The 21,773-nt window shown below is 66.7% G+C and carries 21 protein-coding genes; 5 read left to right on the forward strand and 16 right to left on the reverse strand.

Annotation, left to right across the window (positions count from 1 at the left end; translation table 11 throughout):
- Positions 1-436 (forward strand): PhoU domain-containing protein (locus VEY12_06185; GenBank protein HYM39716.1); only part of this gene is annotated, 436 nt, incomplete at its 5' end.
- 24 nt (positions 437-460) lie between these two features.
- Here VEY12_06185 and VEY12_06190 read toward each other — a convergent pair.
- The 3 genes from VEY12_06190 to VEY12_06200 are packed head-to-tail and all read right to left on the reverse strand — an operon-like array spanning position 461 to position 4,420.
- Positions 461-1,462, reverse strand: a complete 1,002-nt coding sequence (locus VEY12_06190; protein ID HYM39717.1) for an FAD binding domain-containing protein — start codon at positions 1,460-1,462, stop codon at positions 461-463.
- Complete coding sequence (locus tag VEY12_06195) at positions 1,462-3,858, reverse strand: molybdopterin cofactor-binding domain-containing protein (GenBank protein ID HYM39718.1); 2,397 nt, start codon at positions 3,856-3,858, stop codon at positions 1,462-1,464. Before VEY12_06195 ends, VEY12_06190 begins: the two co-directional genes overlap by 1 nt.
- A 7-nt stretch (positions 3,859-3,865) precedes the next feature.
- Positions 3,866-4,420, reverse strand: a complete 555-nt coding sequence (locus VEY12_06200; GenBank protein ID HYM39719.1) for a (2Fe-2S)-binding protein — start codon at positions 4,418-4,420, stop codon at positions 3,866-3,868.
- A 195-nt stretch (positions 4,421-4,615) separates the two neighbouring features.
- On the opposite strand from VEY12_06200, the gene VEY12_06205 reads away from it, so the two are divergent.
- Positions 4,616-5,926 carry a homoaconitate hydratase gene (locus VEY12_06205; GenBank protein ID HYM39720.1) on the forward strand — a complete coding sequence of 437 codons (1,311 nt, stop codon included), beginning with the start codon at positions 4,616-4,618 and terminating at the stop codon, positions 5,924-5,926.
- Between the two features lie 644 nt (positions 5,927-6,570).
- Here the strand turns inward: VEY12_06205 and VEY12_06210 are convergent.
- Positions 6,571-7,422, reverse strand: coding sequence for an isocitrate lyase/phosphoenolpyruvate mutase family protein (locus VEY12_06210; GenBank protein ID HYM39721.1), 852 nt, complete (start codon positions 7,420-7,422; stop codon positions 6,571-6,573).
- Between the two features lie 48 nt (positions 7,423-7,470).
- Entirely contained in the window at positions 7,471-8,415 is a 945-nt protein-coding gene (locus tag VEY12_06215) for an NADP-dependent oxidoreductase (GenBank protein HYM39722.1), read from the reverse strand.
- 275 nt (positions 8,416-8,690) lie between these two features.
- Here VEY12_06215 and VEY12_06220 point away from each other — a divergent pair, with 275 nt between their 5' ends.
- On the forward strand, positions 8,691-12,005 hold the full coding sequence (locus VEY12_06220; GenBank protein HYM39723.1) for a carboxypeptidase regulatory-like domain-containing protein: 3,315 nt from the start codon (positions 8,691-8,693) through the stop codon (positions 12,003-12,005).
- Between the two features lie 67 nt (positions 12,006-12,072).
- Here VEY12_06220 and VEY12_06225 read toward each other — a convergent pair whose 3' ends face one another.
- The 3 genes from VEY12_06225 to VEY12_06235 all read right to left on the reverse strand — a co-directional run bounded on the left by VEY12_06225 (position 12,073) and on the right by VEY12_06235 (position 14,125).
- On the reverse strand, positions 12,073-12,957 hold the full coding sequence (locus tag VEY12_06225; protein ID HYM39724.1) for a pirin family protein: 885 nt from the start codon (positions 12,955-12,957) through the stop codon (positions 12,073-12,075).
- A gap of 120 nt (positions 12,958-13,077) precedes the next feature.
- Entirely contained in the window at positions 13,078-13,455 is a 378-nt protein-coding gene (locus tag VEY12_06230) for a VOC family protein (protein ID HYM39725.1), read from the reverse strand.
- A gap of 61 nt (positions 13,456-13,516) precedes the next feature.
- A complete protein-coding gene (locus VEY12_06235; GenBank protein HYM39726.1) occupies positions 13,517-14,125 on the reverse strand; it encodes a metalloregulator ArsR/SmtB family transcription factor in 609 nt (202 codons plus the stop codon).
- Positions 14,126-14,339: 214 nt separating this feature from the next.
- Here VEY12_06235 and VEY12_06240 point away from each other — a divergent pair, with 214 nt between their 5' ends.
- On the forward strand, positions 14,340-14,735 hold the full coding sequence (locus VEY12_06240; protein ID HYM39727.1) for a hypothetical protein: 396 nt from the start codon (positions 14,340-14,342) through the stop codon (positions 14,733-14,735).
- Between the two features lie 217 nt (positions 14,736-14,952).
- On the opposite strand, the gene VEY12_06245 is transcribed toward VEY12_06240, so the two are convergent.
- From VEY12_06245 to VEY12_06255, 3 genes are all read right to left on the reverse strand, one after another.
- Positions 14,953-15,768 carry a DNA primase gene (locus VEY12_06245; protein ID HYM39728.1) on the reverse strand — a complete coding sequence of 272 codons (816 nt, stop codon included), beginning with the start codon at positions 15,766-15,768 and terminating at the stop codon, positions 14,953-14,955.
- A gap of 98 nt (positions 15,769-15,866) precedes the next feature.
- Positions 15,867-16,058 carry a hypothetical protein gene (locus VEY12_06250; GenBank protein HYM39729.1) on the reverse strand — a complete coding sequence of 64 codons (192 nt, stop codon included), beginning with the start codon at positions 16,056-16,058 and terminating at the stop codon, positions 15,867-15,869.
- A 167-nt stretch (positions 16,059-16,225) separates the two neighbouring features.
- Positions 16,226-16,495, reverse strand: coding sequence for a hypothetical protein (locus VEY12_06255; GenBank protein HYM39730.1), 270 nt, complete (start codon positions 16,493-16,495; stop codon positions 16,226-16,228).
- 95 nt (positions 16,496-16,590) lie between these two features.
- Between VEY12_06255 and VEY12_06260 the strand changes: the two genes are divergently transcribed.
- Positions 16,591-17,247 carry a hypothetical protein gene (locus VEY12_06260; GenBank protein HYM39731.1) on the forward strand — a complete coding sequence of 219 codons (657 nt, stop codon included), beginning with the start codon at positions 16,591-16,593 and terminating at the stop codon, positions 17,245-17,247.
- Here VEY12_06260 and VEY12_06265 read toward each other — a convergent pair.
- From VEY12_06265 to VEY12_06285, 5 genes are all read right to left on the reverse strand, one after another.
- Positions 17,222-17,713, reverse strand: a complete 492-nt coding sequence (locus tag VEY12_06265; GenBank protein HYM39732.1) for a hypothetical protein — start codon at positions 17,711-17,713, stop codon at positions 17,222-17,224. The two genes, VEY12_06260 and VEY12_06265, sit on opposite strands and share 26 nt — an antisense overlap.
- Positions 17,710-18,744: an ArsA family ATPase gene (locus VEY12_06270; GenBank protein ID HYM39733.1), complete on the reverse strand. Its 1,035-nt coding sequence runs from the start codon at positions 18,742-18,744 to the stop codon at positions 17,710-17,712. The genes VEY12_06265 and VEY12_06270 overlap by 4 nt, the downstream gene beginning before the upstream one ends.
- Positions 18,745-18,754: 10 nt before the next feature.
- Positions 18,755-19,744: a TRC40/GET3/ArsA family transport-energizing ATPase gene (locus VEY12_06275; protein ID HYM39734.1), complete on the reverse strand. Its 990-nt coding sequence runs from the start codon at positions 19,742-19,744 to the stop codon at positions 18,755-18,757.
- A 10-nt stretch (positions 19,745-19,754) separates the two neighbouring features.
- The gene (locus VEY12_06280; GenBank protein HYM39735.1) at positions 19,755-19,964 is read right to left on the reverse strand and encodes a hypothetical protein; all 210 of its coding nucleotides are present in this window, start codon (positions 19,962-19,964) and stop codon (positions 19,755-19,757) included.
- A gap of 151 nt (positions 19,965-20,115) precedes the next feature.
- Positions 20,116-21,773 (reverse strand): carbon starvation CstA family protein (locus tag VEY12_06285; protein HYM39736.1); only part of this gene is annotated, 1,658 nt, incomplete at its 5' end.

The following is a 21,773-nucleotide window of genomic DNA, read 5'->3' on the forward strand; positions in this document are numbered from 1 at the left end:
GGCCCATGCCAGCGGAGTGAGGGACAGCCGAGAACTCGTCACGTACGCTCTCCTCGCCCGGGATTTGAATCGGACCGTCTACCACGGCATCTACATCGCACGGCACATGGCCCGATTCCGCGGTCGAATCGAGGGAGACATTGGCCGTATGCTCCGGTCCATGTCCGACATCGCCCAGACCATGCAGACGCTCGCGGTGGATGCGTTCCTGGGAGCGGACTTCTCGAAAGCCCAGCGGGTCATGAAGCTCATGACGCGCGTCCGGAACCTCGACGACGCCCTGAGCCTGCGCATCCTCAATCAAGCGAAGGACGTCCGGAAGGCCGTCACCGAGATGCTCATCGCCCGGGAGATTCGCCGCATCGCTGGGTACAGCGTCGCGATGGCCGATGCGACCGCCAACCGGGTCCTCTCCTCGGATGCGGGCGCCGGATGAAGGGAAGGACGCAGCGCGGGGAACCTACGGCGCGGTCCGGGCTTGTCGCCGCAACTCCATGAGCGCCCGGCGAACGTACAGCCGAGCAACCCGCTTCCTGTGGTAGGGGGTGAGGTCCGTATTGTCCATGGGCTTCACCGCACGGAACACCGCCTCCGCCGCTTGCTCGATGAGGTCGTCCGTGAGTCGGTTCCCGCTCAGGATGCGTTCCGCCTCGGCGATCTCGATGGGGGACGGGGCCACGGCACCCACCACGATCCGGATCAGATCGCATCGTCCGTCGGGATCGATCCGCGCCGCAATGGCTATCCCGAGGACCGGGAAATCGGTCGACCCGCGGCGACGGAGCTTCAGATATGTGCTGAGCATGCCGTCGGGACGTGGGAGGGCCACGTCCACCAGGATCTCGTCCGGGGCTTTGTCGAGGTGCGCGATCCCATCGTCCCGGAACAACGCCCGCACAGGAAGCGCCCGCTCCCCGCGAACGCTCGCCAGACGCACGCGGGCTTCGAGCGCGATGGCGACGGGCGCCAGGTCCGATGAGGAGACGGCCCAGCATCGGGTGCTCCCGGGTGCGACGCGACAGATGTCTCCGTCCTTCTTGAGGCAGAAGTCGACGGCCCGCCTCCAGAGGTAGGACTGGTCGTAGTAGTTGCAGCGGGTGTCCGAGCAGAGATTTCCCCCGACCGTCGCCATGGCTCGGATCTGCGGATTCGCAACGAGTCCGGCCGCTTGCGTCAGGGCGGGATGATCTGCCGCGACCGATCGATCGCGGACGAGATCCTGGAGCGTCGTCATCGCGCCGATGATGAACCCGCCTTCTGGGTTCCGGCGGATCCCGCGGAGCTCCCGCACCTGGCGGAGGCTGACGACCGACTTGGGCTCGACGAGCCCACGCTTCATCGCGGGGTACAGGTCCGTGCCGCCGCCCACGAAGGCGGCCTGCCCATCCGACTCGGCGATGAGCCGGACGGCCTCGTCGAGCGTGCGAGGCGCGTGGAGGTCGAACTGCGCTAGCCGGAGCATTACCCCACCACCCTCCCGGGAATGACGGTATCCTCGGCCGGAGGCGGTACCCTCAGCGGCTCCTTCGTAAGCGGGAGGTCCGGAAATCCTCGAGGGCCGACGCGGGGCCGCTCGTGGCCTCTCCCCTGCTCCTCGAGGGCTCGCAGGATCTTGTCCGGGGTCATGGGGACCTCGTCGATCCGCACGCCGACGGCATCGTACAGCGCGTTCGCCAGGGCGGGGGCCACCGGGAGAAGCGGCCCCTGGCCCACCTCCTTGGCGCCGAAGGGGCCCTCCGGGTCCACGGTCTCCACGAGGAACGTGTGAATCTCGGGCATCTCGAGGATCGTGGGCACCCTCTGTTCGAGGATCGAGGGGGACTTCAGCAGCCCGCCGCGGAACGATTGCTGCTCGAGAAGCGCCTCCCCGAGCCCCATGCAGATGCTGCCCTCGATCTGGCCCTCGACGGCGCGCAGGTTGATCGCGCGGCCGATATCGTGGGCAAGCCAGATCCGGTCCGCGGTCAGGAAACCCGTCTCCGTGTCGCATGTCGCCTCGATGACGCACGCGGAGAAGCTGTAGGCGGGCGAGGGCCCGACGCCCGACCCTTTGTACGGGCCCGCGAGCTTCGGCGGCTTGTAGGACCCCATCGCCGTGATGGGGCCGCCGCTCGCGGCTGCCGCAATCGCGTCGTGCCACGTGAAGCCGCGGTGCGGGTCCGACGCGTCGCCAATGCGCCGACCCTTCGCGACCAGACGCTCCGTCGGAATATCGAGTCTTCCCGCCACCACGTCGAAGACGACCTGCCTCGCCTTCGTGGCCGCCGACAAGGCGGCATTCCCGGCCATGAACGTCACGCGGCTCGAGTAGCTCCCAAGGTCCGTGGGCGTCCGGTCGGTGTCCGCCACAACGACCTCGATCTCCCCGGGTTCGAGGCCGAGCACCTCAGCCACGATGAAGGCAAGCATGGAGGTGGAGCCCTGGCCGATTTCGCTCGCCAGGGAGGACACGACCACGTGGCCGGACGGCTCGATGCGAACCTCGACCTCGGAATGGGGGTCCTCGTTCCACCAAATCGGGAGCGCGGCGCCGGAGAGGTAGGCACTGACCGCCAACCCGATTCCCTTCCCGCGACCGAGGTGCCCGCGCTTCTCCCGGAACTTCGACGCCGCCAGCACCTGCTCCATGCATTCCTTCAGCCCGCAGCTCGTGATGCGCAGGTGGTTCACGGTCATCGAGAAGGGGCGGACGAGATTGCGGTAGCGGATCTCCTCGGGGCCGAGGCCGAGGTCCTCGGCGGCCTTGTCCAGGTGGGTCTCGAGGGCGAACCGGGGCTGCGGTGTCCCGTGGCCCCGTTTCGGACCGCACGGTGGTTTGTTCGTGAACACCCGGACCCCTTCGAACTTGTAGGCTGGGATCCGGTATGTGGTCGGCTGGAGCACACCCGTATAGTACGTCGACGCGACGCCGTAGCTGCCGTAGGCGCCGCCGTCCAGGATCGATCGGAAGTGCATCGCGGTGATCCGGCCCTCCTTCGTGAAACCCGTGCGGATCTTCATGAGCACGGGATGCCGACCGCGGTGCAGGTAAAACACCTCCTCTCGGGAGCACGCGATCTTCACCGGCCGCTGCGTGACCATCGCGAGCTTCGCGGCCACGATCTCGTGGGAGAAGATGTCGCTCTTCCCGCCGAACCCGCCACCCACGGGCGGTGCGATGACCCGAACCATGTTGGCCGGGAGGCCGAGGACCTTCTGGAGGGCGCCGTGCAGGTAGAGGGGCACCTGGGTGGACGACCAGACCGTGAGCTTGCCACCCGCCTCGACCGATGCCAGGACGGCGTGTTGCTCCATGGCCACGTGGTTGCTGCCCTCATAGAAGAACACGTCCTCGCGGATGTGGTCCGCGCGCGCGAACCCTCCCGCGACGTCGCCGAACTCGAGGTTCACCGCCTTGTGGATGTTCGTGCCGTCCGCTTGGTCATGGATGCGGACGGTGCGGTTCTGCAGGGCCTCTTCAATCGACGTGATCGCCGGAAGCGGTTCGTACTCGACATCGATGGCCCCGAGCGCCCGTTCCGCGGTCTCCTCATCGTCGGCGGCCACGGCCGCCACGGGCTCCCCGACGTAGCGGACCACGTCCTCGGCCAAGGCCGTCTCGTCCTGGCTGGACGGCAGGATGCCGTACTTGGTCGGGAGGTCCCGCCCGGTAAGGACCGCTCGAACGCCGGGCAGGGCCCGCGCGCGGCCAGTGTCGATCCGGCGGATGCGGGCGTGCGGGTGAGGAGTTCGCAGCAGTCGGCCGAACAGCATCTCGGGCAGGACGAGATCCTCCGTGTACCGAGCGCGGCCGGTCGTCTTCCCCAAAGAATCGACCTTGGGCAGCGCTTTCCCGATGACGCTCAGTTCGTCCGACATAGGCCCCTCACCTCGACCGGCGCACATGCGCCCCGCGCGCCGCGCCCTTCGAACTTGCCCTCCTGCCTCTCGATGCGCGCGCCCTTTCGAGTCTCATCTGTTCGGCAGCGTCCCGGACCGCCTGGAGGATCTTCGGATAGCACCCGCACCGACACACGTTGCCGGCGAGGCCCGCTCGGATCTCGTCGTCGCTGGGCGACGGGTTGGTCTTCAGGAGAACCAGGGAGGACATGATCATCCCGGGGGTGCAGTAGCCGCATTGCGCGCCGCCAAGGTCGGCGAAGGCGACCTGGAGCGGATGGGGCGTTCCGTCCGCGCGGGCAATCCCCTCGATGGTCGTGATCGCCCGGCCCTCGACCTCCGCCGCGAGGGTGATGCAGGAGAGGTAAGGCTCGTCGTCCACCAGGACTGTGCAGGCCCCACACTCGCCGAGTTCGCAGCCGTGCTTCGTGCCCGTGAGGTCCAGGTCCTCTCGCAGGACCTCCAGAAGGGTCCGATGTGCCGGCGCGGTGACCTTTCGGTCCTCGCCGTTCACCCGGAGGAACCTGCTCCCTGCGGCCACGCTTCCCGTTCTCCTCGTCCGCCATTGCGGGGGGACGTCATAGGCTTATCGACGGCTTGGAGACTCGCGGGTCGCGGGGTGTCGTCCCCCGCGGGACCGAGGGAGCCCCGGACCCTCATGCTTCGCGACCTCGGGGTCAGGCGAGGATTCAAGCCCCCCCGGGCCATTGACCGGGCAAGGGGAAGTAGGGCCGTCATGGAGGACGAGCACCTCGTTCACAATTATCTGGTCGAGCGAGGTCTGACCTCGAACGTCCCGGGGAAGGTCCTCTTCTGGGACGAGACCATGCGGGACGGGGAGCAGACCCCCGGTGTCGCCTTCACCCCGGAGGAGAAGCTCCAGATTGCCACCCTCCTGGACGACATGGGCGTCCCCCTCATGGACGTGGGCATCCCGGTCGTCTCCAAGGAGGAGGCCCGCGGCGTAAAGACCATCGCCAACGCCGGGCTGGACGCGTCCATCATGGCCGCGGCCCGAGCCGTTCGCAAGGACGTCGAGGCGTGCATCGATTGTGAAGTGGACGAGGTTTCCGTCTTCATTGCTTGCTCCGACTTGCACCTGAAATACAAACTCAACATGACCCGCGAGCAGGTCAAGGAGGCCGCGGTCCGGGAGACGGAGTACGCGAAGGACCACGGCCTCAAGGTGTCCTTCGTCACGGAGGACACGTTCCGCGCGGACCTCGACTACGTCGTCGAGCTGTACAACGCCTGCATCGAGGCCGGCGCGACCCGCGCGGTGCTCTGCGACACAGTCGGCGTGATGACGCCCGTCGGGATCCGCTGGTTCCTGGAGCAAGTCAAGCCACGGTTCCACAAGGTCCAGCTCTCCTTCCACGGCCACAACGACTTCGGCCTCGCAGTGGCGAACAGCCTCGCGGCGGTCGAGGCCGGCGTCGAGGTACCGCACACGTGCGTGAACGGTCTCGGGGAGCGGTCGGGGAACGCAAGCTTCGAGGAGCTCGTCATGACCTTGGAGGCTCTCTGCGAGAACCGGACGGGAATTGACGTCTCGCGGCTGTACGAGGTCTCGCGCCTCGTGGAGATCTTGAGCGGCGTCCCTGTCGGCGTGAACAAGCCGGTCGTAGGCTACAATGCGTTCAGCCACGAGTCGGGCATCCATGCGGATGGTGTCATCAAGCACACGGCCACGTACGAGCCCATCCAGCCTGAGCGGATCGGCCGCACGCGGCAGTTCATCTACGGCAAGCACACGGGCTCTGCCTCGGTCTTGGAGAGACTGAAATCGATGGATGTCGAGGCATCCAAGGAGGAGGTCCAGACCCTCGTGCAACTCATCAAGGAATACTCAGAGAGCAAGTCCAAGATGGACGCCCGTGCCTTCATCGAGCTCTTCCGGGAGAGGGAAGAACGCCGCCGAGGAGTCACAGAGGACGAGTTCTGGCTCTTGGCAAAGCGCGCCGGCATCCGTCTGCCAAGGAGGCTTGAGCCGGGATTCCCGAGGTACGACCTCGACCTCCCGAAGCCCCCCGGATTCTTGCCCTAGCGGACGTTTGTGACCCGCTCGCTTTCGGTTCGGGTTGGAGCGGATGGGGATCGCGGTTGAAATCTCATCCGGTCCACTTCATCATGGAGAGACGATCGCGCGTGCGGGGGCACCGGTCAGGTCCTCGGGGGGAAGCGCGATGCCGCGATGGAGGTGACGCCAAGTCCCCGCGTCTCAAGCTCAGGCCGTCAGACCGCTCTGGTCCGCGAAACCAACTGAAAGCCTTCAGTCCCTAGCCGTCAGTAGGGCAGGACAGGGGTGGTCGAGGGGACGCCCTTCGCGGCATTGAGCTCAAGGCCGTGGTCGTCGGAGCCATCCTCACGGCGCTTGGGGCGTTGGACTTTTGGGTCAACGTTTACCTCCGGACCGGAAGTGACTCCTTCTGCGCGGGGAACACATGTTATCAATTCATCGCGGAGCCAACCCCTTGGTACTCTGCGGCGGGTCTCCCAGCGGCCTTGTCGTGCGTTTCATCGGGATCTTCCTCCTTGCACGAAGAGGACGGGAAAGACCTCGACCCGAATGACAGCGTTCAGGCCTGCACCGGCTGTGTACGGAAGGCCGAAGGCGCAGCGGAGTCGGATTCGTGCCCTGCCCGATCCATTCACGGACGGTGAAACCCTCGGGCGTCGCAGAACCGGGAGCTATCGATCCGCAGGCGCGGCGAGGGCCATGAGCTCGTCGAAGCTGATGGCTCCGGTCGTCAGGCTCTCATAGGTGCCCTTCTCCCTGAGTTCGTGACCCGCGCGGCGCAAGAGGCCCATCGTCGCGTACATGGCAGCCGGACCCAGGCTCAATCGTCTCACACCGATGCGCTCGAGCTCAGCGACGGAGGGGAGGCCCTTGCGGATCATGACATTCACAGGGGCCTTCACGGCCTTCACGAAGGTCGAAATGGACTCGCGGTCAACGAGCCCCATCGGATAGAGGCAATCGGCGCCCGCGGCCTCGTACGCCTTTCCTCGTTGGATGGCCTCATCGAGTCTCGCGCTCGCACCGCGCGTCCCTACCGTGTACGCATCCGTGCGCGCGTTGAGGACGACGGGGACTCCTTGGGAGTCGGCGACCTCGCGAATCGTGCGAAGGCGGGCGATCTGCTCCCTGACGGGCCGCAGGGACCGGCCTTCGGCGCGTACCGTGTCCTCGATGTTCAGTCCGACCGCACCGGCGGCGATGAGCCCCCGCACCGTGGCCTTGAGGTGATCCAAGCTCTCACCGTAGCCCGACTCCGCGTCCACGCTGAGAGGGACTTGGAGCACTCCCGCGATCCTGCGGATCACCGAGAAGAGTTCCTTCTTGGGAATCCGCTCGCCGTCGGGATAGCCGAGGGACGCCGCCAGGGCAGCGCTCGAAGTGGCAATCGCCGGGAACCCGGCGTCCTCGAAGACCCTCGCACTGGGCACATCCCAGGCATTCGGCAGCACGAGGAGGCGGTCCGTGTGGTGCAGCGCGCGAAAGCGGTTCGCCTTGGCCCTCTGCGATGACCCGACGGTCATGCCCTCACCCGTGAGTCTGGCTCATGCTCCCACGCTCGTGCCGTTTCTTCACGCAACGACGCGCAGCACGGTCTTGCCGCGGTTGTGGCCAAGCAGTCCGTGCTCATAGGCTTCGCGGGCTCTCGCCAACGGGAAGCTGCCCTCCACGACCGGCCGAATCGTCCCAGCGTCCAGGAGCCGCCCGAGCTCGACGAGCTGGCTCCGGCTGGGCTGGACGAGCATGGACACCCCACGGACTCCGTGCGTGCGCGCCGTCTCCTCGGGCGCATCACCCGCGATTGTGACGAGGACACCCCCGCGGCGCAGCACTCCCCAGGATCGTTCGAGCGTCTCGCCTCCCACCGTGTCGATCACGGCGTCCACCCCGCGCGCGCGATCCTCGAAGCGCGCGGCGTTGTAGTCCAGGACGTCCGTCGCGCCGAGCTCGCGCAGGAACGCATGGTTCCGAGCGGACGCCGTGGCGATCACGTGGGCTCCGTGCCAGTGGGCCAGCTGCACTGCGTAGGTCCCCACCCCGCCGGCGGCTCCGTGGATGAGCACCCGCTGTCCCGCCTCCAGCCCCGCGTGGTCGAAAAGGGCTTGCCACGCGGTGAGACCGGACAAGGGCACCGCGGCCGCCTGGACGTGGTCCAGGGACGCGGGCTTGGGCGCGAGGTCCGCGGCCCGCGCCACGACGTACTCCGCGGCGGCGCCGTCCCGCCAGAAGTTGAGCAGGCCGTACACGGCCTCGCCTGTGCGAAGGCCCGTAATCGCGGCGCCCGGCTTCTCCAGGATCCCCGAGACCTCGAAGCCCGGGATGCTGGGCAGTCGATCCTTGCCCTCCGACGTGGTGAATGTGGAGTTCCACGTAAACTCGGTCGGGGTGATGCCCACCGCATGGACACGGACGAGCGCCTCGCCCGGGCCCGCGGTCGGAACGGCCACATCCTCGTACACGATCGCCTTCGGCCCGTCGCGCGAGTGAACCCGGATGGCCTTCATGCGGGCAGCCATGTCATCCCCTTCCGTACTCATGCCGGGAGACCGCGACCCGGGAAAAGGCTTATGGCGTGCAGGCACGGCCTAGACCAGGCATGGCGGGCACGTGACACGTCCAGCACGGCCTGCGACGGACCCGCGTCTCCTCGTTGGGTGGCCGGGGCGGGACGGGCCGGTCGAAACCCCGCCAAGGATCCGTTTTCTGCGGCGATAATCTTGGCGGAGCGCTTAAGAACCGACCCCCCGACGACTGCTGCACACTCGGGCACTTCGCCCTGGCGGCCGTCCCTATGCGGGCCTCGTCCTCGTCCCTGCGCACCGTCTCGAGCTACGTCTCCGTGACCGCTGCCCTTCTCGTGGCCGTCCTCGTGATCCCTGCCGGGCTCGTGGCGGCCTCGGGCCCGGACGGCACCCTCCAGGGCTACGTGACCGACCACGCGAGCGGCACCGCGATCCCCGGCGCCCTCGTGCAAATCCGAGCCACGGACCTGCCTTGGACCTTCCAGGCCACCACGACCGCGACGGGCTACTACGCGATCGCCCTGCCGAACCACCGGTACACGGTCACCGTGTCGGCCCCCGCGTACTCGGCGAATGCGACGTCCGCGGGGGTGGGGTCGGGCCTGACCACCTGGTTCAATGTGTCCCTAACCGCCGCGTCCCCGCGATCCGCCCACATCCAGGGCTACGTTACGGACGGCGCCACGAACGCGGGCATCACGGTGGGCCGCGTCGTCATGAGCACGGCCTACTTCTACTACGGATCGCCGTACACGAACTCGAGCGGACTCAACGCGACGGGCTACTACCGCATCGACCTCGTCCCCGCCACGTACGTCCTCAGCACGGACGGCGTCACGGGCTACGTCCCGTACAGCCACTCCTACCTCTACCCCAACGCGGGCAGCTCGATCTGGTACAACTTCACCATGACGACGATGACGCTGTCCTACTGGATCAACGGCACCGTGGAGGATTCCACGAACTACACACCGATCCCGGGCGCTACCGTCACGGCCTCCGTGAACGGCCAGCAGTTCGCGTCCACGGTGTCCAATGCGACGGGCCGCTACTCGCTCCACACACCCCTTGGGACGATCGCCCTCGTGGGCGACGCCCTCGCCTACGCGCCGTACTCCGCGACGGCCTACGCCACCTTCCCCGGGCAAACCGCCCTGAACCTCTACCTCATTCCCCTGACGAGCCGCATCCGCGGGTCCGTCATGAACGGGCTCACGGGCGCCGGGATCGGCAACGCCCTCGTCGTCGTGAGTCCGTTCTGGAGTTCGGGTTACTACGATCAAGCGCGGACCTCCGCAGCCGGCGCATACGCCGTCCCGGTCCCCGTCGACGACTACTACGTGGCCGCGAGCGCCCCGGGCTTCACATCCTGGACCGCCTATGCATTCTTCTTCGTCACCGGGGTCCAGTGGGTCAACATCACCCTCTGGCCCATTGTAGCTCCCGTGAAGGGGTACGTGCTCGATGGCGGGACAGGCCTGCCCCTCGGCAACGAGTACGTGTACGCCACCGACGTCCGGTCCGGGTACTCGGCCGGCGCCACGAGCGACGCTACGGGCCTCTACAGCTTCGTCCTGCCGCCGAGCCCTGCCGTCTCGCTGCGCGTGTACGGAGCCGCGCCCTACGTAGGCGCCATGCTCTACGTGACCACGACGGCGTACGCGACCACGTGGGCGAACATCACCCTCGAGCGGCTGAACGCCCAGATCGTGGCCAACGTCACGGACGCCACGACGGGTCTTCCCATCGCGGGTGCAGCGGTCTCCATGTACTGGACCATCGGCTCCAGCTTCGCCACCGCGAGCGCGTCGGGCATCGCCACGGTTCCGGTCCCTGCCGGACTCAGCCTCACCGGATACGCATGGGCCACGGGCTATCAGACTTGGTCCGGCGCGGTTCCAGCCGTGTCCACGTCCCTGTCCCTTTCGATCGCTCTCTATCCCAGCCTGAACACGAACGTCACGGTCAAGGGATACGTGCGCAACTCCCTGACGAGCGGCGGAGTCTCCGCGGCGCTCGTGCGCACCATGGGCTACGGGCCCGCATACCTGTACGGCTACACGAACAGCACAGGATACTACTCGTTCGCCGTAATGCCAGCGCCCCAGACCCTGCGCGCAACCGCGTACGGCTATACGGCAGCGACCGCGGCGGTCAACCCGTCCGCGGGCAGCACGATCTGGGTGAATCTGACGATCACGCCGGACGCCACCCCACCGCAGATCTCGAACTTCACCGCGACCCCGGCGGTCAACGTTGGGCTCGGCAACCCCACCGCGCCGTCCGCGGACATCAACGAGACGAGCCCGGACCATGTTCACCTGTCCGTACTCCTCCAGATGGCCACCTCCCGCGGCAACGGCACCTTCTTGGACCTCGGAATGCTCCCGGACAGCTCCGTGTCCACGACCGCGACGGGTCCCCACACGCAGGTCGTCCGGTCGACATGGGACACCCGCATGCAGGTGGCCCGCCTGTCCGATGGAACCAGCTCCACCTGGTGGACCGCGGCGCCTTGGGGCGCCTACGAGATCCTGGTGTCCGGCACGTGGACGAACGCGTCGCTGACCATTCCCACGTACGCCGCCGCCCTGTTCGATATCCGGTCCGGGAGTCTCCTGTACGTGTCCACGGGCTACGGGGTCTTCGGTCCCCAAGATCAGCCGACCTCCACGTTCACGCCTGCGGCGACCGGTCTCCTCGTGAACCTGACCTCCCAGACCGTCCTGGGCAGCGTCCCGGTGTCCGCCCCGGGCTTCCGCGTCGGGAGCCTGTCGGCGTCCGTCGGGACCGCCGTGCCGGGCGGCAGCTATGCGGCGCTCCTCGAGGCCTGGGACGCGGGGTCCAACTACGGCCGCGCCGTCACCCTGTTCCAGGTTGCCGCGGACACGATCCCGCCCGTCGCGCGGGCTGGACCGGATCAGACCGTGAACCAGGGCGCGACGGTAACGTTCAACGGGGCCGGGTCCACGGACGACACGGGCATTACGAGCTACACCTGGACCTTCGTGGACGGGTCGCCCCGGGTTCTCCACGGCGCCACCCCATCCTACCTCTTCCGGAACGCGGGGAGGTTCACGGTCACGCTCACCGTGACGGACACGGGAGGGAACACGGGCTCCGCCACGATGACCGTGACGGTCCGGGACACCACCCCGCCCACGGTGGCCTTCGTCCTGCCGGCGGCGAAGGCGAACGTCTCCGGGACGATCACCCTGGAGGCGACCGCCTCCGACAACGTCGGCGTGGTCCGGGTGGAGTTCCTCGTGGACGGCGTGCCGGTCGCCAACGTGACGAGCGCGCCCTTCACATTCCCCCTGAACACGGCGGGCGTCACGAACGGCGCACACACGCTGACCGCGGTCGCCTTTGACGCCGCAGGCAATTCCGCGACGGCCACGGAGCGGGTCACCGTGTCGAACGCAGGGAGCGGCGGATTCGCTGGGATGGACACCACCACGCTGTTCCTCCTGCTCCTCCTCGTCGTGGTCTTTGCAGCCGTTGCCGCGGTGCTCCTCATCGTGCGGGGTCGTCGACGCCGGGTTCGCTACCTGCCTCCGCCGCCGAACCCGCCCATGAAATGAGTTGTCCCTCGCTTCGGGTACGGGCCCGTCGGTACGCCGAAAGGTCCCGCGGTTGCACGCCCGGCGCTCACGCCACCGCGGCGCCCTGCTTGACGAACGTCCCGTTCTGGAACTCTTGGACCGCGGCTTCGAGTTCCCGGCGGTTGTTCATCACGATCGGTCCCCACCAGGCCACGGGCTCGTGGAGAGGCTTGCCGGACACGAGGAGGAATCGGAGAGGCTGATCCATCGCCTCGATCCGCACGCGGTCCCCATCCCGATACAGGATCAGGTTTTCGTGGTCAACGATCTCCCCGCTGTCCTCGTCGAACCGCCCGCGGCCACCGAGTACGTACGCGAAGGCGCGGTGGCCCTCCTTGATCGAATGCTCGAACGCGCCATGGGGCTCGATCCGGACGTCGAGGTACTCGGGCTCGACGACGATGTCTCGGACGGGTCCCTGAACTCCGTGGACCTCGCCGGCGATCACGCGGACGGTCACGCCCTTCGCGGCCTCGAACTGGGGGATGACGCCGCTCTTGACCTCCCGGTATCGTGGGTCCATCATCTTGTGGTCCGCAGGGAGGTTCACCCAGAGCTGGAAGCCGCCCATCTTCCCGTCGTCCAGGTGCTTGGGCATCTCCTGATGGATGATCCCGCTGCCCGCGGTCATCCACTGGACGTCCCCGGCCCGGATGACGCCCTTGTTGCCGATGCTGTCCTCGTGCTGGACGAAGCCGTCGATCATGTAGGTGACCGTCTCGATCCCGCGGTGCGGATGCCAGGGGAATCCCGCGACGAACTCGGCAGGATTCTGGGAGCGGAAGTCATCGAGCATGAGGAAGGGGTCGAGGCGCGGCACCTCGTAGTACCCGAACGCGCGGCGGAGGTGCACACCCGCACCCTCGATCGTCTCGCGGCTGGGCAGGATCGCTTCGATGCGCCGGGGAGGATTGGAATCTGACTCGGTCATTGGACGTATCACGAGCTCGCGGTATAAGAGGCTTCCATTCCGCGCGGCTGCTCCGAGCAGGACTCCGGATTTCAGGTTGGCCTAACTCCGGCGACGGAGGCCCGGCCACCGCGCCTGGGGCTACTGCAGTAGCTCGATCCAGATCCCGTCCGGATCCTTGACGTAGACCTCCGTGCCCTCGGAATGGGCCGGGTCCACCGCAGGCCGAGCCCCGTTTCGAACCAGCTCGCGGTACGCGACGCGCACGTCCGGGACCACGAAGGCCAGGTGGTCCATCTCCTCGCCTCGCCGGTAGGGCGTGTAGAACCGGCTGCCCTTCGGGTACCAGTTCAGCTCAAGGCGCTGCTGGGACCCCGGGGTCCGCAGGTGGACGTACTTCCCGCCGTGCGGCATCGTCCCTCGGCCGATGATCTCCATGCCAAAGAACCTCGTATAAAAGGCAAGCGAACGACGCAGGTCGCGCACGCGGATGCCCGTGTACCGGAATCGAGCCTTCATGCCCGACCCGGAGGCTTGCCCGGCCCATACGCGTGTCGCCGCCGAACGACGGGAGGAGCCTTTAGGACTTCACGGCGATGGCCATGGGCTCCTGGAGGGTGGACCGCAGGGTCTTCCGCAGTTCGCGGTAGCACTTCAGGAAGGTTTCGAACTCCTTGTCGTTCATCGCCATGAGCGTGATGAACTCGAGGAGGGCCTGCTTGGAGAGGAAGCTTAGGTCGTCGAGCTCGTTGACCTTTTCCGTCCACTGCGTGGTCGATCCGGGCTCCTTCATGTTCTTCATGAGCTCGACGACCTTGGTAACGAGTTCCGCGTCCACCTCCACCTTGAGACCCACCTTGTCGAGCGCACTGAGCGCCTCGCGGGTCTCCTCCTCCATCACCTTCTCGCTCCCGCTCTGCCCGTGGGCCATGTTGAACATCTCGGCGGTCGCGCGGTAGTACGTTTCGATGAAGTGGTCCACCCGCTCCTCCCTGGCGACTTCGACCATGTCGGCGTCCTTGAGCTTGCGGATGTGGTGGTAGATGGCCTGCGGCGTGAGCTTGAGTTCCTCGGCGATCTGCGCGACGGTCATCTCCTTGGCCCGGAGGAGATAGATGATTCGCCGTCGCGTCTCGTCCGCCAGGAGCTGGAACGCCTCGGGGTCTTTGATCACCTTGAAGGACCGCATGCCATACCCACCTACTCAATAGATATTGTAGACCTACATATAACCGTTTGGGTCGGACAATCGATAGTTTTAATAGTCGGCGTCTGTATTACCCAAACCGACATTGGGGTGACAAAAACATGCGTAACATCCGCACAAAAGACCGCGTGAATCGTGAACCCGTGGGCGCGAGGCGGAACCTCCTCGACCTCGAGGCGCTTCGGAGGTGGACCCGATGAGGGGACCGTCCGATCTCTACCGCGTTCCCGCCTGCTTGAGCCCTTCGCAGACCGAGGACGCCCTGCGCTACGCACGCCTCGAGCACGCTGCGGACAGCCTCGCCTGGACCCTCCCCGCCGAGGTCGAACCGGCCTCGCGAACGGGCGGCATCCGTCAGTGGCTGACCTCGGTCCTGGGCCGAACCCGCGCAGCGGCAACCCCCGCACACCCCACGCCGCTCCGCGCGGGCGTGGCGGCCGTCCACTTCGGCGGCGAAGCCTCCGAACACGCCCCTGCCCACCCGGTCGAGACTGCGGATCATCCGTGCGATGTGCTCGCGAGCGCGGCCGTAATCCTCACGGCTCAGCCCAGCCGGTCGCAGGCCGACGACGCGTGCACGTGCGAGCACTAGGTGGGCCATGGTCGCGCCGCGATCGGCGCCCACGCTTCTTCTGATCATGACTGCATCGGTCGGAGGGGACCCTCCGTCCGCTGCGAAGGATTGAATCCTCAGAGCGCCTTGCCCCTGGCGAATGCCCAAGAAGGCGACCAAGCGGAAGGGCGGCAAGAAGGCCGCCAAGAAGAAGGCCTACTACTCGGGCCGCAAGGAGAAGCGGGCCCGGAAGTAGTCATCCGCGCGGGAACGCGGGCGTGGTTCGAGCATCGTCATAGCCGAAGTCCTCCAGGGCATTGCGGGGGACCGGCACCACGATCCGCGACACCATGCCGTGCAGGGAGTACGGAAGACGGATGAGACGCATCTCCCCCGTGGTCACCCATTCGTCGAGGGCGAACCGCGTCCCGAAGCGGCGCGCGATGCGGGTCCGCTCGGTCTTCGTCAGGGCGTACGCGTCCTCATCGAGGACGTGCACATGGAATCCTCGTCCGGAGTAGACCACGGAGAGCGTGGACCATTCCCGGGCCAGGGCATCGTGGAGTTCCGCGGCTTGGCGCCGCGTCTCCTCGAACTCCCAGTCACAGAAGGACAGCCCCTGGTGGCGGCGCATCTTGGCCGTGATATCGCCGTGAATCGGGCAGTCGAGGTTCTCCGGGTCCAGGTCGAAGGCGAGCTCCTGCCCGCGCACCCAGTGGCTCCGCCAGGCGTGGGCGTAGTCCAGCCCGTCGCGCCGCGCTCCGTCCACGGAGAGGTAGGCGTTCCGGTCGTAGTACACGCCCTCCGGGAGATACTTGAGCAGGTAGGGCCGGAGCTCCCGGACCGTGCGGGCGTCCTCCACGAGGAGGGAGATGTTCTTCAGGGAGCGGAAGCGCCGGGGATAGATCCCCGAATGGCGCCCCAGGATCAGGGCGAAGAGCCGCTCCCCCGGGAACGACGCGAACCAGCGCTCCGCGGCGTCGTAGTCCATGAGCCGCGAGTAGAACAGGCGCCGCTCGGCGAGCGCCGCGGGCCGGAGGCCGTTAGGGAGCTCGTAGCGAGGGCGGACCACATCCGGTCATGGCGCGCGAGGATAAGGAATCTCACGCGGGCGCGGAATGCGCATCGGGTCCGCGCGCGGCCCGGTTCAAGACTCATCCGCGATAGCCTTCACCGAGGGTTTAAGCGGGAGAACCCGAAGACGTGATGCCCGATGGGCTTCCCGGCGTTCGTCGCGTCTGCGCTCTCGAGCATCGTCACCATCGCAGGCTGGATTTCCCATCGCGTACGCTCGTTCAGCGTCTCCACGCACTCGTGGACCTGCCTGGCCTGCGAGGTCCCGAATGAGCTCGATCGGGACACCTGCTGGAGCTGCGGCGCCGGTTACGGTCAGGATCCACTCTTACCGTCGCATATCCCGTTCGACCGCCGCTGGCTCTGCCCCGCCTGCGCGGTCTGGAACGGCATCGCCCGGACGGACTGCTGGCGGTGCGGCACCGTCCACGACGGCGGAATCGCGGTCCCCGGGACTAGTGCAGGTCGGGCGCCTCTTCCAGGAAATCCCGCTCCCGGACCTCGCGGCGCTTCCAGCCCTCCAGCTGCCCCACGAAATAGGGCAGGAGCCGCATGGAGACGTAAGAATTCATAAGCGGGATGCCGAGCTGCTCGGAGAAGACGAGCAGGTTGACCGCGTCGTTGTACCGCATCCGGAGCTTCATCTGCTCCGTGTACAGCTCGTAGAAGAAGAGCCCCCACAGCATCTCCTTGAGGATGCGGGCGGCGCGTCTCCAGCGGCTCACAGACCCCCTCGCCACCCATGGACTCCTGACGGCGCATAAACGTTTGGACGGCTCCGCAGGCGAGCCTTTACAGCCCGAACGGTCTTTCCGGTAGCGTGGCGGATCTGGACCCGGGCCTGATCGCCGTCCTGGGCATCGCGGTCGTCTTCATCGTGTGGTACTTCGCCGGGAGCATCTGGAACCGCCGGTACGCACGGCGCCTGGCGAACGAACTCCGGGACGCGCTCTTGGCGCAGGGGGGGACCTCCAAGGTCCAACCCTTCGGGACCACGGCGTTCCGCATGACCACGGAGGGCGCGAACCCGCCCCTGCGGGACCTGGCCGTGGTCGTCACGCTTCTGCCGCGGGAGATGCCGCTGAACTGGGGGCTGGGCCTGGCCCAGGGACGCCGGGACGCCGCGGTGATCGAGGCGTCCCTCCGCCGGACCCCGAAGTTCGCCTTCGAGCTCGTCGATCCCGAGAGCCGCATCGGGAGACGCCGGCTCCGGGCGACGCAATCGTGGTCCCCCTTGGAGCTCGGCGGCCGGCAGTGGTCCGTGTCCGCCTCCCACGAGAGATTCGTGGAACCGTTCCTCAAAGGTCTCGACCCGGGGCTCCTCGAGAATCTCTCGGCACTCCATGTGACCGCGGGCAGCGACTCCGGGATCGCGGCGTCCGTCGGCGTGGCCCCTGGGAGCCTGAAAGGCATCCTCGGCGGGCTCCGGCATCTCGCGGAGGCGCTGACGTCTAGTGGCAGCGGCTCCCCGCCATGACCGGCAGGAGCGCGGCCAGCTCCGACGGCTCGGAGCGGGCGAGGAACTTCATGGTGATGCTTCGACGGGTCTCCTCGCAGCGGTACGTCACGTGGAGCACGTGGAACGGCTTGTTCTTGCGCAAGCCCAGCCGCGTCTCTCCGAGTCGGTAGGTCGCCGGATGCCCCCCGATCTCACAGGACCCCTCTTGGACCGACTCGAGGGCCGGCGCGCGGAGGGCCCCCTTCGCCGTGCGCACGTCGAGCTCCATGGCCCGCTTCGCCTTCTCGTCGATCAGGAAGGCGGTGGCCTGGCCTTCCCGGGCCCAGCGGACGCCGTCGAACTCGACCATGTAGTCGATGTCCGAAGGATTGCGCCCGATCCGGAGATCCCAGTTCCCCGGGAGGCGGAGGACCAGGAAGTTCGTAGGCCCGAGGACGAAGTGCGTGGCCGCGATCACGTGGTCCCGCGTCGCCGGCGGGTTCATGCCGTGCTCGCCAGCTCGGGGACAAAAGCCGGCGTGTAGTTCATCATGTCTGAAGACACGCGGGCCACGGCGTCCGTGCCGGTGACCTCGGACGGGTACAGCGGAATGTAAGAGACCACCAGTGGCCCGAGGTCGCGGTAGAGCGTCCGCATGTAACCCAGCTGCTCCTGGTACTTGTTCACCAGGTAGTCGCCCGCCCCGGCCATCTGCGCCACCTCAGGTCGCAGGATCTCGTTCACGATCACGCCGCCGACCGGGATGTTGAACTTCCGGACCATCCCGATGAACCGCCGGACGACCGCGATGGGCAGGCCCAGGGGCAGGGTGACGAAGAAGAAGGCCGTGCGCTCCGGGTCCACGAGGACGGTCTTCGCCTTCTCGAAGCGTTCGTTCATGGAGATCAGGTCCGCCATGAGCGGGTCCTTCTTGACCTCCTCGATCATCTTCTCCTTGCGGAAGGAGAGCTGCACGCGCAACGAGAGGGCCTCCTTCCGCGAATCGATCATCCGGTTCAGCCAGAGGCCGTAGATCTTGCTCAGCCCGATGAGCCGCACCGCGTTGGCCACGGCTGCGGTATCGAATATGACCCGGTCGTAGGACTCGCCTTCCGTCAGGATGTAGTCGACCATTCGGTCGAACATGGCGCTCTCCTCGAACGCCGGGTTCGTCGTCGCGATCTCGATGAACGGCCGCGCGTCCAGGGGGATGTCCGCCCACTTGAGGAACTCCTTCACCCGACCCTTGATGGACTCGCGGTACTTGGCCACGACCTCCGTGGTCTCGACCTCGACCGCGTGCACGCCCTTCGTCCCCTGCACGGCGCGCACCTTGCCGCCGGAGAGGTCCTGGCCGAACAGGCTCGACAGGGAGTGCACGGGGTTCAGGGAGGCCAGGAGGACCGTTTCGCCGTCCTCGGCGTAGTGGTAGGCGAGGCCCGCCGCGGACACGGTCTTCCCCACGCCACCCTTTCCGCCCGTGAAGATGTACCGGAGACTGGTTCGGTCTTTCAGGAGTTCGGGCAGAGTCGTCATCGTTCCCCTCCTAGAGTCCGGGCCCGTGCATGAGGTCTTCCGAGACCCGCGCAATCATGTCCAGACCCCGCGGCTCCTTCGGATACATGGGGAGTACGGCGACCACCTTGGAGCCGAACTTGGACTTGATCTCGGCCAGGTACTTCTGCTGGCTCTGGGCGCGGTTCCGCATGAACTCGCCCGCTTCACCCTTCGCCTCGAGCAATTCCGGCGGGTACACCTGGTTCACGATGAGGCCCGCCATCTGCAGCCCGAGCGCGTCGAACATCTGGAGCGCCCGCTCCGTGTCCAGGATCGCCATCCGCTCCGGGATCAGGACCATGAAGAACGAGGTGCGCTTCTGGTCCACCATGAGGTCCGTGAAGCGGGTGATCTTGGCCTGGATGTCGTTCAGCTCGCGGAGGACCTCGTCCTCGGAGACCTTCCCGCCCTTCAGGGTGGCCGCGATCGCCTCGTACTCCTGCGCCTTCTCTCGCGCCTCCGTGATCTTACCCACCCACTTGCTCAGGATCTCCGCCATGGCGATCATGCGCACGCCGTGGCCGAACGGCGGCATGTCGAACACATAGAGGTCGTGGTGGCTGGTCGCCACAAGGTCCGCCATCGCGTCGTACGTGGCCGACTCGTACATCGCCGGTTCGGCGGACGTCGAGTCGATGTACTCCTCGATCTCCTGCGGCAGTTCGGTCAGGCCGTACATCGTGAGGATCTTCTGCTTCACCTCGGCCTGGTAGTCCGCAACGCGTTTGTCGGCGTCGATCTCCACGACGTCCAGGTTCGGGATCACCTGAATCGTCCCCTTCCCGAAGATGTCCCGGTCGAAGATGTCGCTCAGGCTCGCCTGGGGGTCCGTGGAGAAGCACATCACGCGGCGACCGCGCTTCGAGGCCATGTAGTGAGACAGGCCCGCGCTGCACGTGGTCTTCCCGAGGCCTCCCTTCCCCGCGAAGATGACGATCCCCTTGTCTCCCTTCTGCTCGAAGAACGACTCGAGGCCCATCGGACTCCCTTCAGAACACGTTGTCCGTGAAGTCTCGCTCTCGAAACACCCGCTGCTTCCACGCCTTGATGTTCGGGACCGCGTACGGCAGGATCCGGAGGGAGTAGTACGGCGGGATCACGGGCACCCCGAGCATGTCCCCGAGGGTGATGAACATGAACAGGTGCTCGAGGTGCATCCGGGTCCGGAGCGCGGCGGTCACGTGGCCGTGGGCCGCCATGCCGTAGAGCACGCCCTTCACGTTCCGGGCGACCTTCGAGCCGCGGCCCTTGGGCTTCTTGCCGGCGTCCGTCGAGTCTGTCATCTCGCTCCGCTCCTGACCTCCGCTAGTACCGCCGGTCTCTCTTGAGGCTTTGCGCGCGTCGCGCCGCCTACTTCTCCGGCTTGCCTCCGTCCGCGGCCGCCACCTCAGGAGCCTTGGCCTCCGCCATGCTGCGGCTGTAGCTCCGGAAGAGCTTGATGGCCATCGAGAGTCCGACCAGGAACAGCACCGCGCCGACGACGACGAAGACGCCGTTCACGGCGAGCGCCCACACGGCGTTCGCCGCCGTGTTGATTGGCGCGCGGACGTTGCCCAGCACGCCTCCAATGTTCGCCGCGATCTTGCCCTGCGCGTACAGGATGACCGCGCTGACGAAGATCCAAGTCTCCCATAGCAACGCGGCCAGCGTCGTGACGACCATGAACACCCCCGGAATCAGCGAGTACTTCGTAGGCGCCCGGACCTTCGCCAGGTGAATCGTGATCAGCATGATCGCGAGCCCGGCCAGGAGCTGGTTCGCGCCACCGAAGTAGAGCCAGAGGGCCCACCAGCTGCCGCTGATCGCGAACAGCCACGGCACCCCGAGGCCTACGCCCGTGGCCACGTACTTGTTGCCCAGAGGACGGAACCGACCCTCGCCCCAGGTCTCCGAGGCGACCATGCGGAAGAATCTCGTCACGAGAGCCTGGACCGTGATCGCGTAGATCACCAGGACGAGACCGAAGAAGGTCGTGAGCACAGGCTGGGTGAGGCCTCCGAGGAACGGGGACGTGAGCACGTAGGCGCCCTGAACCCAGGACGCGACGTTTGTGTGGCCGGTGAACCACGAGGGTGCGAGGACCATGTACGCGATCAGGGATGCGAGAGCGAGGAGGCCCTCGGACAGCATGGCACCGCCGCCCACCGGCAGGGCATCCGTCTCGATGTCCAGCTGCTTTGAGGTCGACGACGAACTGACCAGACTGTGCCATCCCGAGATCGCGCCGCACGCGATCGCGACGAAGAGGATGGGCCAGATGGGCCCGAGGAGGGAGTCGAACAAGATGGGCCCCGCGGGCATCTGGACAGTCACGTTCGTGAACGGCGTGATCACGGCGCCGATCAGGATGAAGATGATCGCCGCGTAGGCGGGATAGAAGGCGAGGTAGTTCGTGGGCTGCACGAAGGCGGGGGTGGGGAGGATCGCCGCCAGTGCGAGGAACACGAGACAGATCAGGGCCCACACGGCAGGCGCCCAGAACCCGAGGTTCACGGAGAGCACGCCTGACCCGCCACTGAGCGAGATGGGCACGAGCACGCCCAAGTAGATGCTCCCGACGACCATGAGCAGCCCCAGGATCGTGACCGCGAACACGTTGACCTTGTAGCGGTAGAGGAGCTGGCCGCAGATCATGCCCGCCACGAAGATCCCCATCGTGGCCATGAAGGTCCCCGGGTACGCCTGCCAGAACGCCGCGATCAGGGCGATGAACGTCGCTGAGATGATGATCAGGTAGAACAGGACGAAGGCCAGCAGGTTCCGCCGACCCGAGGCGCCCGTGAACTCGTACGTGATGGGTCCGAAGGACCGACCCTCCCGCCGCACGGAAAGCATGAGCGCGCCATAGTCCTGCAGCCAGCCGATGAAGAAGTTCCCCCCGATGATCCAGAGGAGCGCGGGGAGCCACCCGAACGTGATGCCGATGAAGGGCCCCAGGATGGGTCCGAGGGCCGCGACGCTCTTGAACTGGTAGCCCCACAGGACGTATCGGCTCACGGGGAAGAACT

It is taken from the genome of Thermoplasmata archaeon (genome assembly GCA_035632695.1).
In the GTDB taxonomy this organism is placed as follows: Archaea; Thermoplasmatota; Thermoplasmata; order RBG-16-68-12; family RBG-16-68-12; genus RBG-16-68-12.

Excerpts from the sequence above, each read along its gene's own strand:
- VEY12_06205 (HYM39720.1), top strand. The coding sequence starts at position 4,616 with ATGGAGGACGAGCACCTCGTTCACAATTATCTGGTCGAGCGAGGTCTG.
- VEY12_06215 (HYM39722.1), bottom strand. The coding sequence starts at position 8,415 with ATGGCTGCCCGCATGAAGGCCATCCGGGTTCACTCGCGCGACGGGCCG.
- VEY12_06240 (HYM39727.1), top strand. The coding sequence starts at position 14,340 with ATGAGGGGACCGTCCGATCTCTACCGCGTTCCCGCCTGCTTGAGCCCT.
- VEY12_06280 (HYM39735.1), bottom strand. The coding sequence starts at position 19,964 with ATGGCGGCCCACGGCCACGTGACCGCCGCGCTCCGGACCCGGATGCAC.
- VEY12_06275 (HYM39734.1), bottom strand. The coding sequence starts at position 19,744 with ATGGGCCTCGAGTCGTTCTTCGAGCAGAAGGGAGACAAGGGGATCGTC.
- VEY12_06220 (HYM39723.1), top strand. The coding sequence starts at position 8,691 with ATGCGGGCCTCGTCCTCGTCCCTGCGCACCGTCTCGAGCTACGTCTCC.
- VEY12_06195 (HYM39718.1), bottom strand. The coding sequence starts at position 3,858 with ATGTCGGACGAACTGAGCGTCATCGGGAAAGCGCTGCCCAAGGTCGAT.
- VEY12_06230 (HYM39725.1), bottom strand. The coding sequence starts at position 13,455 with ATGAAGGCTCGATTCCGGTACACGGGCATCCGCGTGCGCGACCTGCGT.
- VEY12_06265 (HYM39732.1), bottom strand. The coding sequence starts at position 17,713 with ATGAACCCGCCGGCGACGCGGGACCACGTGATCGCGGCCACGCACTTC.
- VEY12_06210 (HYM39721.1), bottom strand. The coding sequence starts at position 7,422 with ATGACCGTCGGGTCATCGCAGAGGGCCAAGGCGAACCGCTTTCGCGCG.
- VEY12_06225 (HYM39724.1), bottom strand. The coding sequence starts at position 12,957 with ATGACCGAGTCAGATTCCAATCCTCCCCGGCGCATCGAAGCGATCCTG.
- VEY12_06235 (HYM39726.1), bottom strand. The coding sequence starts at position 14,125 with ATGCGGTCCTTCAAGGTGATCAAAGACCCCGAGGCGTTCCAGCTCCTG.
- VEY12_06190 (HYM39717.1), bottom strand. The coding sequence starts at position 1,462 with ATGCTCCGGCTAGCGCAGTTCGACCTCCACGCGCCTCGCACGCTCGAC.
- VEY12_06270 (HYM39733.1), bottom strand. The coding sequence starts at position 18,744 with ATGACGACTCTGCCCGAACTCCTGAAAGACCGAACCAGTCTCCGGTAC.